General features: G+C 63.6%; 13 protein-coding genes. 7 read left to right on the top strand and 6 right to left on the bottom strand.

Annotated features, from left to right (window positions below):
• Positions 1-48 precede the first annotated feature (48 nt).
• The 5 genes from ACROSR_RS00520 (at position 49) to lon (ending at position 5121) form a co-directional block, all read left to right on the top strand.
• Positions 49-279, top strand: a complete 231-nt coding sequence (locus tag ACROSR_RS00520) for a twin-arginine translocase TatA/TatE family subunit (RefSeq protein WP_432681796.1) — start codon at positions 49-51, stop codon at positions 277-279.
• Between the two features lie 7 nt (positions 280-286).
• Entirely contained in the window at positions 287-754 is a 468-nt protein-coding gene (gene tatB, locus ACROSR_RS00515) for a Sec-independent protein translocase protein TatB (RefSeq protein WP_432681795.1), read from the top strand.
• On the top strand, positions 751-1677 hold the full coding sequence (gene tatC / locus ACROSR_RS00510; RefSeq protein ID WP_432681794.1) for a twin-arginine translocase subunit TatC: 927 nt from the start codon (positions 751-753) through the stop codon (positions 1675-1677). The genes tatB and tatC overlap by 4 nt, the downstream gene beginning before the upstream one ends.
• Complete coding sequence (locus tag ACROSR_RS00505) at positions 1678-2517, top strand: ATP-binding protein (protein WP_432681793.1); 840 nt, start codon at positions 1678-1680, stop codon at positions 2515-2517.
• Between the two features lie 192 nt (positions 2518-2709).
• Entirely contained in the window at positions 2710-5121 is a 2412-nt protein-coding gene (gene lon / locus ACROSR_RS00500; RefSeq protein WP_432681792.1) for an endopeptidase La, read from the top strand.
• A 138-nt stretch (positions 5122-5259) separates the two neighbouring features.
• On the opposite strand, the gene ACROSR_RS00495 is transcribed toward lon, so the two are convergent.
• The 5 genes from ACROSR_RS00495 to ACROSR_RS00475 all read right to left on the bottom strand — a co-directional run bounded on the left by ACROSR_RS00495 (position 5260) and on the right by ACROSR_RS00475 (position 9914).
• Positions 5260-6006: an ABC transporter ATP-binding protein gene (locus ACROSR_RS00495; protein WP_432681791.1), complete on the bottom strand. Its 747-nt coding sequence runs from the start codon at positions 6004-6006 to the stop codon at positions 5260-5262.
• Positions 6003-6788 carry an MlaE family ABC transporter permease gene (locus ACROSR_RS00490; protein ID WP_432681790.1) on the bottom strand — a complete coding sequence of 262 codons (786 nt, stop codon included), beginning with the start codon at positions 6786-6788 and terminating at the stop codon, positions 6003-6005. The genes ACROSR_RS00495 and ACROSR_RS00490 overlap by 4 nt, the downstream gene beginning before the upstream one ends.
• Positions 6785-7822 (bottom strand): alanine racemase, encoded by a 1038-nt coding sequence (gene alr / locus ACROSR_RS00485; protein ID WP_432681789.1) that lies wholly within the window; start codon positions 7820-7822, stop codon positions 6785-6787. Before alr ends, ACROSR_RS00490 begins: the two co-directional genes overlap by 4 nt.
• A 120-nt stretch (positions 7823-7942) precedes the next feature.
• Positions 7943-8068, bottom strand: coding sequence for an entericidin EcnA/B family protein (locus tag ACROSR_RS00480; RefSeq protein WP_432681788.1), 126 nt, complete (start codon positions 8066-8068; stop codon positions 7943-7945).
• Between the two features lies 1 nt (position 8069).
• Complete coding sequence (locus ACROSR_RS00475) at positions 8070-9914, bottom strand: extracellular solute-binding protein (RefSeq protein WP_432681787.1); 1845 nt, start codon at positions 9912-9914, stop codon at positions 8070-8072.
• Positions 9915-10201: 287 nt separating this feature from the next.
• On the opposite strand from ACROSR_RS00475, the gene ACROSR_RS00470 reads away from it, so the two are divergent.
• Complete coding sequence (locus ACROSR_RS00470) at positions 10202-10975, top strand: 3-hydroxybutyrate dehydrogenase (protein WP_432681786.1); 774 nt, start codon at positions 10202-10204, stop codon at positions 10973-10975.
• An 85-nt stretch (positions 10976-11060) separates the two neighbouring features.
• Here the strand turns inward: ACROSR_RS00470 and ACROSR_RS00465 are convergent, their stop codons facing one another.
• Positions 11061-11753 carry a DUF502 domain-containing protein gene (locus tag ACROSR_RS00465; RefSeq protein WP_432681785.1) on the bottom strand — a complete coding sequence of 231 codons (693 nt, stop codon included), beginning with the start codon at positions 11751-11753 and terminating at the stop codon, positions 11061-11063.
• Between the two features lie 247 nt (positions 11754-12000).
• Between ACROSR_RS00465 and rpsB the strand changes: the two genes are divergently transcribed.
• The gene (rpsB, locus tag ACROSR_RS00460) at positions 12001-12774 is read left to right on the top strand and encodes a 30S ribosomal protein S2 (RefSeq protein WP_432681784.1); all 774 of its coding nucleotides are present in this window, start codon (positions 12001-12003) and stop codon (positions 12772-12774) included.
• Positions 12775-12840 lie beyond the last annotated feature (66 nt).

Below are 12840 nucleotides of genomic sequence, written 5' to 3'. Positions count from 1 at the left end.
TGCATTTCCGAGGACATAGCAGGGTCCTCGAGACAGGGAGAGACAGACATGCTGAACAATATCGGCCTTCCCGGCCTTCTTCTCATCGCCGTGGTGGTGCTGGTGCTTTTCGGCCGCGGCAAGATCTCCTCGCTTATGGGCGAGGTGGGCAAAGGGATCACATCCTTCAAGAAAGGCGTGTCGGAGGGAAACAAGGAACTCGACGAGGCGTCCAAGGACGACGAGGGCAACGAAACCGCCCGCGATGTCACCCCCGCCGACGAAAAAGACAAGGTCTGATCCATAAATGCTTGACCTCGGCTGGACGGAGCTTTTGCTCATAGGGATCGTGGCGCTGATCGTGGTCGGTCCCAAGGACTTGCCCGGAATGTTCCAGGCCGTTGGCAAGTTCGTAGGCAAGGCAAAGGGCATGGCGCGCGAATTCAGCCGCGCCATGAACGACGCCGCCGACCAGTCGGGCGTGAGCGATATCCAGAAAAGTTTCAAGACCGCGTCCAATCCGATGAAATCGGCCATGGACGAGGTCAGGAAATCCACCGAGAGCGCGACGCGCGACGCGACCGCCGACAAGACGTCGCCGCTCAGCAAAGAGCGTCAGGCACAGGCCGACAAGATCCGCGAAAAATCCGGCGAGATGGCGTCCAAGCGCAAGGCCGCAGAGGCCGAGGCGCAAAAGACCGCAGAGACGCCACCTGAGACAGGCGCCGCGCCCGCCGAGCCCGAGTCCCCGCCCAAGGCCGAGGACAAGGCATGAGCACCCCCGACGAGATCGAGGATAGCAGCGCGCCGCTGATCGAGCATCTGGCGGAACTGCGCAACCGGCTGATCCACTCTGTGGTGGCTTTCATCATCGGCATGGTGATCTGCTTTACCGTGGCGACGCCGATCTTCAATTTCCTGACAGCGCCGCTGTGCCAGGTGCTGGCCGAGCGCGGGCAGGATTGCGACCTGATCTTCATCTCGCCGCAGGAAGGCTTCTTCGTCGCCGTCAAGGTGTCGTTGCTGGGCGGGTTCTTTCTGGCCTTTCCCTATATCGCCAACCAGATGTGGCGCTTCGTGGCGCCGGGCCTTTACAAGTCCGAAAAGGGTGCGTTCCTGCCCTTCCTCGTCGCATCACCGTTCATGTTCTTCCTTGGCGCGTCGTTCGCGTTCTACGTGGTTACGCCGCTGGCCTATGATTTTTTCCTCGGCTTCCAGCAATTCGGCGGCGAGGGAGAGGTTGTCGAGGGTGCGCAGAGGGCCGCGCCGCTGTCTGTGGTGTTCCAAGGCTCGGCGCAGGAATATCTGAACCTGACGATCAAGTTCATCGTCGCCTTTGGGCTGTGCTTTCAGCTGCCGGTTCTGCTGACCCTGATGGGCAAGGCCGGGCTGGTCAGCGCCGAGGGTCTGCGCCGCGTGCGCAAATACGCGATGGTGGGTATCCTCGTGCTCGCCGCACTCGTGACGCCGCCGGATGTCATCACGCAGGTGATCCTGTTCGTCACGGTCTACGGTCTTTACGAGATCTCCATTCACCTTGTCGCACGCGTCGAGAAAAAGCGCGAGGCCGAGCTGCGCGCGCAGGGATTGTGGTTCGATGACGAGGACGGGTTCGAGGATGACGAGGCCCGGTTCGACGCAGATGACGAGGCCGAAGATCCGCTTGGCAGGACCGATGACGACAAGGGCCGGGACTGAATGACCACCGACCCGATGACCCGGATCGCCGACGCGCTGGAACGCATGGCGCCCGCGCCTATGACGGCGCCCGACCTGAAGGCCGCCGATGCCTTTGTCTGGCATGTCGCCCCCGAGCGGCTGGAGCCGGTGGAAGCGGTCAACGGGGTGGACATGCAGCTTTTGGTGGGCATTGACAGGTCGCGCGACACGCTGCTGTCGAATACCCGGCAGTTCGCGCGCGGCCTGCCGGCCAACAACGCGCTGTTGTGGGGCGCGCGGGGCATGGGCAAGTCGAGCCTCGTGAAGGCCGCACATGCCACCGTGCGCGCCGAGGGCTTGCCGCTGAAGATCATCGAGCTGCACCGCGAGGATCTGCCCTCGGTCGGGCGCCTGTTGAACCTGCTGCGCGGGGCCTGCGGGCGGTTTCTGCTGTTCTGCGACGACCTGAGCTTTGGCGAGAATGACGAGCATTACAAGTCGCTGAAGGCCGTTCTGGATGGCGGGATCGAGGGCCGGCCGGAAAACGTGCTGTTCTACGCCACGTCGAATCGCCGCCATCTCATGCCCCGCGACATGATCGAGAATGAACGCGCCTCGGCGATCAACCCCTCCGAGGCGGTCGAGGAAAAGGTGTCGCTGTCGGATCGTTTTGGCCTGTGGCTGGGATTTCACCCGTGCGATCAGGACGACTACCTCGCGATGATCCGCGGCTATTGCCAAGTCTACGGGGTCGAGATCGATGAGGACACCCTGCGCGCTGAGGCGATCGAATGGCAGGCCACGCGCGGGGCGCGCTCTGGCCGGGTGGCCTGGCAGTATTTCACCGATCTGGCCGGGCGGCGTGGAGTGCGGGTCTGACATGATCCGCCCGACCGCGTGCTTATCACGACCCGATTGCGCGCTTGTGCCACGCAGCGCGGGGGGTCATGGTACGCGTCGAATGTTGAAAAACGAGGGGCCGTGCCCCACTTGTTAGATAAGTGAAACGGAGAGGGCCGGGGCCGCCGCTATGACGGGGCCGGTGCCCTCTTGCCAAAGAGGACAACGAGCATGCAAGACCAACTCAATGCTTCTTACCCGGTGCTGCCGCTGCGTGATATCGTGGTGTTCCCGCACATGATCGTGCCGCTTTTCGTGGGGCGCGAGAAGTCCGTGCGGGCGCTGGAAGAGGTGATGCAGGACGACAAGCAGATCCTGCTGTCGAGCCAGATCGACCCGGCCGAGGACGACCCCGCCGAAGAGGATATCTATCGCGTCGGTGTGCTGGCCAACGTGCTGCAACTGCTGAAACTGCCCGACGGCACCGTCAAGGTTCTGGTCGAGGGCGTGTCGCGTGTGCGCATCACCGAGTACCTTGAAAACGAAGATTATTTCGCCGCACGGGCGGAATACGTGTCCGAAACCCCCGGTGATGCCACCACTATCGAGGCATTGCTGCGCACCGTCAGCGACGAATTCGCGCGCTATGCCAAGGTCAAGAAGAACATCCCCGACGAGGCGCTGACGGCGGTCACCGATTCCGACGAGGCGCCGAAGCTGGCCGATCTGGTCGCGGGGCATCTCGGCATCGAGGTGGACCGCAAGCAGGATCTGCTGGAAACGCTGAGCGTCAGCGAGCGTCTGGAAAAGGTCTACGGCCTGATGCAGGGCGAGATGAGCGTCATGCAGGTCGAGAAGAAGATCAAGACCCGCGTGAAAAGCCAGATGGAGCGGACGCAACGCGAGTACTACCTGAATGAGCAGATGAAGGCGATTCAGAAGGAACTCGGCGATGGCGAGGACGGCGAAGGTGAAGTCGCCGAACTCGAACAGCGAATCGAAGAGACCAAGCTCAGCAAGGAGGCCCGCGACAAGGCCGAGGCGGAGCTCAAGAAGCTCAAGAACATGAGCCCGATGAGCGCCGAGGCGACGGTCGTGCGCAACTATCTCGACTGGATGCTGAGCATTCCGTGGAACAACAAGAGCCGCGTCAAGAAGGATCTGCGCAAGGCGCAAGACGTGCTGGACGCCGATCACTACGGTCTGGAAAAGGTCAAGGAACGGATCGTCGAATACCTTGCGGTGCAGCAGCGTTCGAAGAAGCTGAAAGGCCCGATCATGTGCCTCGTCGGCCCGCCGGGCGTGGGCAAGACATCTCTGGGCAAATCCGTGGCGCGGGCCACCGGGCGCGAGTTTATCCGCATCAGTTTGGGCGGCGTGCGCGACGAGTCCGAGATCCGGGGTCACCGCCGGACCTATATCGGCTCGATGCCCGGCAAGATCATCCAGTCGCTGAAGAAGGCCAAGACGACCAACCCGCTGATCCTCTTGGACGAGATTGACAAGATGGGTCAGGATTTCCGCGGTGATCCGGCGTCGGCCATGCTCGAGGTACTGGACCCGGAACAGAACGGCACATTCGTCGATCACTATCTGGAGGTGGAGTATGACCTCAGCAACGTGATGTTCCTCACGACCGCCAACAGTTACACCATGCCCGGCCCACTTCTGGACCGGATGGAGATCATCCCGCTGGCGGGCTACACCGAGGACGAAAAGCTGGAGATCGCCAAGCAGCACCTGCTCGACAAGCAGATCAAGAACAGCGGCCTGAAGAAGGGCGAGTTCGAGCTGACCGACGAGGCGCTGACCGATATCATCCGCTACTATACCCGCGAGGCCGGGGTGCGGAACCTCGAGCGTGAGATCGCCAAGATCGCCCGCAAGGCGGTGACGCGGATCATCAAGCGCGAGGATGAAAAGATAAAGGTCACGCCCGACAACCTGCCCGATTTCCTCGGCGTGCGGAAATACAAGTTCGGCCTTGCCGAGGACAGCGATCAGGTCGGTGTCGTCACGGGTCTTGCTTATACATCCGTGGGTGGCGAGCTTCTGAACATCGAGGCGCTGCGCCTGCCGGGCAAGGGCCGGATGAAGACCACCGGCACGCTTGGCGACGTGATGAAGGAATCGATCGATGCCGCGTCCAGCTACGTGCGGTCGGTGGCCCCCAAGATCGGGGTAAAGCCGCCGCGGTTCGAGAAATGGGACATCCACGTGCACGTCCCCGAGGGTGCCACGCCCAAGGACGGACCGTCCGCGGGTCTTGCGATGGTGACCTCGATCGTGTCGGTGCTGACCGGCATCCCGGTGCGCAAGGATATCGCCATGACCGGCGAGGTGACGCTGCGCGGCAATGCGCTGCCCATCGGGGGGCTCAAGGAAAAGCTGCTCGCGGCGTTGCGGGGCGGCATCAAGACGGTGCTGATCCCGCGCGACAACGAGAAGGACCTGACCGAGATCCCTGATAACGTGAAAGAGGGGCTCGAGATCATTCCCGTCGATCACGTGCGCGACGTGTTGAAAATCGCCTTGGTCCGCGAGCCCGAGCCTGTCGATTGGGATGAAGAGGCCGAAGAGGCCGCCGCCGCAGAGGCGACCCTCAAGCAGTCCGAGGCCGGCCGCGGTGCGGTCGCGCATTGAGCGTGACTGCCGGGTGACATGAGAACGCGGCGCGGGGGCAACCTCGCGCCGCGTTCATATGTGCGGTCCGGTGCCGCGGGGCAAAATCTTTCAAAGATTTTTGACAAGAATTTTTGAAAAATTCTTGGGCGCCCGGTTTCAGCGAACCGCTTCGATCGGCCCGGTCGCGCGGCCGTGGATGAACTGGTCGAGATAGGGATTGCCCGAGGCGTCCATGTCGGCCACCGGGCCGGTCCACTTGATCTGTCCATCATGCAGCATCGCGACGTGATCCGAGATGGCGCGAACGCTGGTCATGTCATGCGTGATGGTGATGGCGGTCGCGCCCATCTCGGTCACGATCTCGCGGATCAGCTCGTTGATGACGCCCGACATGATCGGGTCGAGGCCTGTCGTCGGCTCGTCAAAAAAGATGATCTCGGGGTCGGCGGCGATGGCGCGGGCGAGGCCGACGCGCTTTTGCATGCCGCCCGACAGCTCGGCGGGGAACTTGTCGGCGACCTCGGGCTGCAGGCCGACACGGCGCAGCTTGTCGATGGCGATTTCGCGGGCTTCGGATTTGGGACGCTTGAGCGCGCCGCGCATCAGGCGAAAGGCCACGTTCTGCCAGACGGGCAGCGAATCAAACAGTGCGCCGCCCTGGAACAGCATCCCGAACCGCGCGAGGAAGGCGTCGCGGTTGGTGCGGGTCATGTCGGTGCCGTCGAGCAGGATCGACCCGTTCTCGGGCCGCAACAGCCCCAGGATGCATTTCAGGATCACCGATTTGCCGGTGCCCGAGCCACCGATGATCACCATCGAAGATCCCGTCTCCACCGTCAGGGTCACACCGCGCAGGACGTGCAGTGTGCCAAAGGCCTTGTGGACGTCACGCAGTTCGATCATGCGGAAAAGAACACCTCTGTCAGGGCGTAGTTCGCGGCGAGGATCAGCACAGATGCGGCGACTACGGCCGTCTTGGTCGCGCGGCCCACGCCCTGGGCGCCGCCGCTGGAATTCATGCCGTGATAGCAGCCCATCAGCGCCACGATAAATCCGAACACCGCCCCCTTGATCAGGCCCGAGAGGACATCCCAGGGTTCGAGAAAGTCGAGCGTGATGTGCAGATAGGTCGCGGCCCCGAATTCAAGGCGGCCAACCCCCACCAGAAACCCGCCCATGATGCCGATCACGTCGCCCACGCCCACCAGCAAGGGTACCGCGAGGGTGGCGGCCAACACCCGCGGAAGCGTCAGGTATTTCATCGGGTTGGTGGACAAGGTGACCAGCGCGTCGATCTGTTCGGTTACCTTCATCGTGCCGATCTCGGCGGCGATCGACGAGGCCACGCGCGCGGCCACCATCAGCCCGCCAAGGACCGGCCCCAGTTCGCGGGTCAGGCCGATGGCGACGATCGACGGCACCACGGTTTCCGCATTGAAGCGCGCACCGCCGGCGTAGATCTGCAACGCCAGCGCGCCGCCGGTAAACAGCGCCGTCATGCCGACGACGGGCAGCGACAGCCAGCCGATCTGCATCAGGGCATGACCGAACTCTCGCCAGTAAAAGGGCGGGCGCGCGAGGTGGCTGACGGTATCGCCTGCAAAAAGCGTGATCCGGCCGACCCCCGCCAGCCCCGCCAGAACGGCGCGCCCGATGGCGGCCAGAACGCGGACGGCATAGCTCATCCGCCGAGATAGCGCCGCGTGTAGCGCGCCCCGAGAGAGGTCAGAATCTCGTACCCGATGGTACCGGCATTGTCGGCCAGCACGTCGATCCCCTGATACGGGCCTAGAAGTTGCAGATGATCCGGGTCCTGACCGAGCTCGGTAATGTCCACACCGATCAGATCCATCGAGATCCGGCCCGCGACCGGGCAGGGGGTATCCGCGGCCCAGAGCGAGGTCTGCGGCCCCATGATGCGGTGGATGCCGTCGGCATACCCCGCCGAAACCGTGGCGATGCGCGTGGGCCGCGTCGCGGTGAAGCTGTTGCCGTAGCCGACGGTTTCGCCCGGGGTCAGGTCGCGGCACTGGATGACGGGAATGTCGAGGGTCACGACCGGGCGCGCATCCTCGAACGGTCGGCCGCCATATAGCCCGATGCCGGGCCGCGCGAGGTCGAAGTCGTAGTCCGGCCCCATCAGCATGGCACCCGTGTTGGCAAGACTGAGTGGTGCGCCAGTGTCATCGGCCATCTCGCGAAAGCTTGCAAGTTGCGAGGCATTCATCGGATGATCGGGCGTGTCCGCGCAGGCAAGGTGCGACATGATCAGGGCCGGGCCCTGTGCCAGAACGATATCGCGGACGCCCCGCCACTCGGCGGGCTCCATCCCGAGACGGTTCATGCCGGTATCAAGCTGGATGCCCGCCGGGTGGCCGGGCAGCGCCTCGGCGTGGCGGATCATCTGGTCGATGGAATTGATCATCGGCGTCAGTTCGGCGGCGCCGATCATCTCTGCGTCACCTGCCATATGACCGGAAAAGACGTGGATCGCCGGACCCGGTCCAAGGATGCGGCGCAGGGCAACGCCCTCTTCGGCGATGGCGACAAAGAACTGGCGCGCACCCGCGCGGGCGAGGGCCGGGGCGGCGTGTTCCGCGCCCAGACCATAGGCATCGGCCTTGACCACGGCGGCCGTTTCTCCGCGCGTTCGAGCGTCCAGCGCGCGCCAGTTGGCGATGATCGCGGACAGGTCTATTGTCAGTGTGGCTGTGCTCATGCGCGCGGTTCTGACAGCATGGGCGTGCGCGTCAAGGGGAAAGCCGCGCCAATCCCGCGTCGCAGCATCCCATGCGCGCGCGCCTGATGATCGCGCGGTCAAAGGGGGTGGAACGCCGCCTCAGAACCAGCTTTGAACGCCGCGTGCCGCGCCCGATATGTCACGTCCGACCCCGTCCACGGTGGCGCAACCGGCCACCAGCGAGATCAGCACAAGCGCTGTCAGGTGTCTTGATCGTCGGCCCATGTCAGTTTGCCTGTTCTTGATTGTCCGCCTCGACCCACCATACCGTGGGCAGGAATCCGATCCCGTCCCCGTAGATTGGCAAGCTGTCGCGAGGATATGCCAACTGTGCCTTGTGGGCAATACGGCCCACGCTGTAGCGGTGAATGGGGATCACGTACCGCCCCGCCGTTAGGATCCTGTCCAGCGCGCGCGTCGCTGCGACGAATTCGTCGCGTTCGCGGGCCTGTACCATGGTCTCGATCATGGCCTCGGCTGCGGGCGAGGTCATCCCCATGAGGTTGCGGCTGCCCGGCTCGTTGACGCCGTCCGATCCCCAGTAGAACATCTGCTCGTTGCCGGGGCTGAGCGACACCGAGCGGCGCATCATGGTCAGGTCGAAGTCGTATTGCGCCACGCGCTCGGCATATTGGGCGTTGTCGACGCTCTCGATCTTCAGCGTGATGCCGAGACGCGACAGCGCACGGGCATAGATATCCATCATGGCGCTTGCCTGCGCGATCAGCCCGTCCTGTTGCAACAGCACCGTGAGGCTCAGCGGTGCGCCATTGGCATCGACCAGCCGCCCCTCGACGACGCGCCAGCCCGCGTCGCTCAGCAGTCGCACGGCGCGGCGCAGACCGCCGCGATTGCGCGCCGTGCCGTCGCCCTCGGGCAGGGCGTAGCCGTCCAGCGTGCCGGGCAGCAGACTGTCCTTGAAGGGCGCAAGAAACTCGCGCACCCGGCCGGTGGCGGGGCCGTGATCCATGCCCAGTTCCGAGCCTGAGAAATACGAGGTGATGCGCGGCTGCCGCCCGCCGGTCAGCGTGTCGTTGATGTAGTCGAAATTGAACGCGGTGATCAGCGCCTCGCGCACCCGCCAGTCATCCAGCGGTTCATGCCGTGTGTTCATCACGAAGCCGGTCATGCCCGAGGGTTGGCGATGCGGTATCTCCGACTTGACGATCTCGCCGCGCTGCACGGCCGGAAAATCGTACTCCTCTTCCCAGGCCTCGGCGTTGAATTCGCGCACATAGCTGATGAGGCCCGCCTTGAATGCCTCCATCATCACGGTGGTGTCGCCGTAGAATTCGATGCGGATCTCGTCAAAATTATGCGTGCCGCGCCGGTAGGGCAGGTCCGCGCCCCAGTAGTCGGGGTTGCGTGTCAGGGTGACGTGACGGTTCACCTCGTAATTGGCGACCGTGTAGGGACCACTGCCGACGGGGATGTCGTCGATGCCCGCCTCGCTGATGTCGCGCCCCTGCCATTGCGCCTTTTGCAGGATCGGGCGCAGCCCGGCGAGCAGCGCAAGCTCTCGGTCCTCGACGTTGAACGTCAGGCGCACGCGGCGCGGGCCGGTCTGCTCGATGCGGTCCACCTTGGTCCAGAAGCTGCGATATCGCGGGTGACCTTGCGTGCCGAGGGTCTCGAACGACCAGATCACGTCCTCGACCGTCACCGGGCTGCCATCCGAGAACCGGGCGGCGGGGTTCAGCGTGAACTCGACCCATTTGCGGCCCGCGCCGGTCTCGACCGATTCGGCCAGAAGCCCGTACAGTGTGAAGGGCTCATCCCAGGACCGGCCCAGAAGTGTTTCATGCGTGAGATGTGCCAGCTGCCATGGCGGGCTGCCGCGCAGGATGAACGGGTTGAGCGAATCGAACCCGCCGACATTGCCGGTCACCACGCGTCCACCCTTGGGGGCGTCCGCATTGGCATAGGGCAGGGACACAAAATCAGGTGGCAGTGCCGGGTCGCCATACATAGCTATGCCATGCGTGGCCTCGGCCGACGCGGTCTGACCCGCGCCCAGAAGAACCATCGCGGCAAGGCCGCAGCGGAGTTTGCGAAACAGGGCGGCATTCATTTCCGGCGTCGGACCTCTCGGCGTCAAGGTGGGAAGCGCGTGTCACGGTAATATCGGATTCACGTCTTTTCAAACTTTTAGCTTGGACAGCGGCGCAAGATCGCTTATTAATGATGTCACTGCTCGATAGGTTTCTTGCCTGTATGAAACCTGCCTCAATGACTGGACGCCCGCCTTGTGCGGGCGTTTTTTTTGATCCGGCAGCGATCACCTGCAAGCCAATCCCCGTGCAATCCCGCCGCGTGGCGCATATGCTGCGCCTGCAACATGATCAAGGGAGAACGGGCATGAGTGTTCAAGGCAAGACCGCCGTCATCACAGGATCCACCTCGGGCATCGGGTTGGGAATCGCGTGGGAGATGGCCCGCAATGGCGTCAAGGTGGTGCTCAATTCCTTCAGCGATTCGGATGAGGATCACGCGATCGCACAGCAGATCACCGACGAGACCGGAACCGAGGCGCGCTACGTGCAGGCCGACATGTCGAAGCCCGAGCAATGCCGCGCGCTGATCGAAAAGGCGGGCGCCTGCGACATCCTCATCAACAATGCCGGGATTCAGCACGTCGCCCCCATCGACGAGTTTCCGACCGAGAAATGGGATGCGATCATCGCCATCATGCTGAGTTCGGGCTTCCACACCACCGCGGCGGCCCTGCCGGTGATGCGCAAGGCCGGCTGGGGCCGGGTGATCAACATCTCGTCGGCGCATGGCTTGACCGCCAGCCCCTACAAGTCGGCCTATGTCGCGGCCAAGCACGGCATCGTCGGGATGACCAAGGTCGTCGCGCTCGAAACGGCGCGCGAGCCGATCACCGCGAACGCGATCTGTCCGGGCTATGTGCTGACCCCGCTGGTCGAGGGGCAGATCCCCGACACGATGGAGAAATACGGCATGGGCCGCGACGAGGTGATCGAAAAGGTCATGCTGGAGCGTCAGCCCTCCAAGGAGTTCGCCACGACCGATCAACTGGGTGGTACCGCGCTGTTCCTGTGTTCGGACGCCGCGGCGCAGATCACCGGAACCACGATCAGCGTCGATGGCGGCTGGACGGCGCTGTGACATGCCGCGTCGCCGGGCGGTGGCTCTGCTTCTGCTCGGCGCCTTGCGTCACGCGGCGCGGACAGCCCACAGGCGCGAGACCCGGTCAGTCGCGGCGTTCCGTCACCTGGCCGGGTTTCTTCTCGCCGGGATAGACGAGGCCCGCAGAGATCACCAGTTTCGCGGCATCCTCGATCGTCATGTCAAGCTCGATCACGTCCTCGCGCGGGAAGAACAGCAGAAACCCCGAAGTCGGGTTGGGCGTGGTGGGCACGAACACGCTGACCATGTCGCTGGCGGTATGCGCCTTGGCGTTCACCTCGCCCTTGGTGTCCGACGAGATGAAGCCGATGGCCCAGATATCCTTGCGCGGGTACTGGATCAGGCAGGCCTTCTCGAAGCTGCGCTCGGATTGGGCAAAGACCGTTTCGGCGATCTGCTTCACACCGGAATAGACCGACCGCACCACCGGCATGCGATCGACCAACGATTCCGCGAAGCGGATCAGCGACCGTCCGATCAGCCCCTTAGCGACCCAGCCCACCACGACCGTGAAGACCAGAAAGATCACCACGCCCACACCGCGAAAATTCACGCCCAGGTACTCTTCGGGCTGATATCGGTCGGGGATCAGCGGCAGGACGAAGCCATCGACCCAGCCGATCAGCGTCCACATCAGCCAGATCGTCAGGCCGACCGGCGCGATCACGATCAGCCCGGTCAGAAAGCTTGTGCGCAGCGTCGCGAAACGACGCGGCTTCTGGGGGGCGATCAACGGCTCTTCGAATGGGGTGGTCATGGCACTTTCACGGGTTTGACACCGCAAGTTCTAGGCATATTCACGTCCTCTCACAATGCCCGTGCGGCGTCGGGGGGCGAAAATAACCGGCAGGGCTTGTGCCATCGACGCAAGGGCGCTATGTGCGCACTACTTAAATCCGCAGGTACGGGCGGGCCGTCGGGAGAGACATCCCCGCACGGTCCACCGGTTGAAGCGACCCGCTTCTCTTCCCGTGCCAAGGCGCAAACCGGAAAGGAAAAAAGACATGGCTCTTCCCGAGTTCACGTTGCGTCAGCTGTTGGAAGCTGGCGTGCATTTTGGCCACCAGACGCAGCGCTGGAACCCCCGCATGGGCGAGTTCATCTACGGCGCGCGCAACGGCATCCACATCATGGACCTGACGCAGACCGTCCCGATGCTGGACGCGGCGCTCAACGCGATCCGCGAGACGGTCGCGAAAAATGGCCGGATCCTGTTTGTCGGCACCAAGCGGCAGGCGTCGCAGCCGATCGCCGATGCCGCCGAACGCTGTGCGCAATACTACATGAACCACCGCTGGCTGGGCGGCACGCTGACCAACTGGCAGACCGTGTCGAAATCGATCAAGCGTCTCAACGAGATTGACGAGATCCTCGAGGCCGGCGGCGAAGGCCTGACCAAGAAAGAGCGTCTCGGAATCGAACGCGACCAGGCCAAGCTTCAGGCGTCGCTCGGTGGCATTCGCGAGATGGGCGGCGTGCCGGACATGCTGTTCGTCATCGACGTGAAGAAAGAGGCGCTGGCCGTCGCCGAGGCGCGCAAGCTGAACATCCCGGTCGTGGCGGTGGTCGATACCAACTGCCCGCCGGACGGCATCGATTACATCATTCCCGGCAACGACGACGCGGCGCGCGCCATCGCACTTTATTGCGACTTGGTCAGCCGGGCCGCGCTTGACGGGATGACGGCGCAGATGGGTGCGGCCGGTGTCGATCTGGGTGCGATGGAAGAGGCCCCGGTCGAGGAAGCGCTCGCCGACGCCGACACCGCGAAGGCCTGAGAGCCGTCACGAAACCGACATGGGGGCAGGGTTATCCCGCCCCCGCGACTTGATGGAATGTGAGGA

This window comes from Roseovarius tibetensis (assembly GCF_050896375.1).
GTDB lineage: Bacteria > Pseudomonadota > Alphaproteobacteria > Rhodobacterales > Rhodobacteraceae > Roseovarius > Roseovarius tibetensis.
The sequence above is the reverse complement of the archived record's forward strand: the minus strand, read 5'-3'. Positions and strand labels throughout refer to the sequence as shown.

Coding starts and splice junctions, on each gene's coding strand:
- tatB (WP_432681795.1), top strand. CDS start 287: ATGCTTGACCTCGGCTGGACGGAGCTTTTGCTCATAGGGATCGTGGCG.
- rpsB (WP_432681784.1), top strand. CDS start 12,001: ATGGCTCTTCCCGAGTTCACGTTGCGTCAGCTGTTGGAAGCTGGCGTG.
- ACROSR_RS00495 (WP_432681791.1), bottom strand. CDS start 6,006: ATGATCGAACTGCGTGACGTCCACAAGGCCTTTGGCACACTGCACGTC.
- lon (WP_432681792.1), top strand. CDS start 2,710: ATGCAAGACCAACTCAATGCTTCTTACCCGGTGCTGCCGCTGCGTGAT.
- ACROSR_RS00505 (WP_432681793.1), top strand. CDS start 1,678: ATGACCACCGACCCGATGACCCGGATCGCCGACGCGCTGGAACGCATG.
- ACROSR_RS00520 (WP_432681796.1), top strand. CDS start 49: ATGCTGAACAATATCGGCCTTCCCGGCCTTCTTCTCATCGCCGTGGTG.
- ACROSR_RS00470 (WP_432681786.1), top strand. CDS start 10,202: ATGAGTGTTCAAGGCAAGACCGCCGTCATCACAGGATCCACCTCGGGC.
- ACROSR_RS00480 (WP_432681788.1), bottom strand. CDS start 8,068: ATGGGCCGACGATCAAGACACCTGACAGCGCTTGTGCTGATCTCGCTG.
- tatC (WP_432681794.1), top strand. CDS start 751: ATGAGCACCCCCGACGAGATCGAGGATAGCAGCGCGCCGCTGATCGAG.
- ACROSR_RS00490 (WP_432681790.1), bottom strand. CDS start 6,788: ATGAGCTATGCCGTCCGCGTTCTGGCCGCCATCGGGCGCGCCGTTCTG.
- ACROSR_RS00475 (WP_432681787.1), bottom strand. CDS start 9,914: ATGAATGCCGCCCTGTTTCGCAAACTCCGCTGCGGCCTTGCCGCGATG.
- ACROSR_RS00465 (WP_432681785.1), bottom strand. CDS start 11,753: ATGACCACCCCATTCGAAGAGCCGTTGATCGCCCCCCAGAAGCCGCGT.
- alr (WP_432681789.1), bottom strand. CDS start 7,822: ATGAGCACAGCCACACTGACAATAGACCTGTCCGCGATCATCGCCAAC.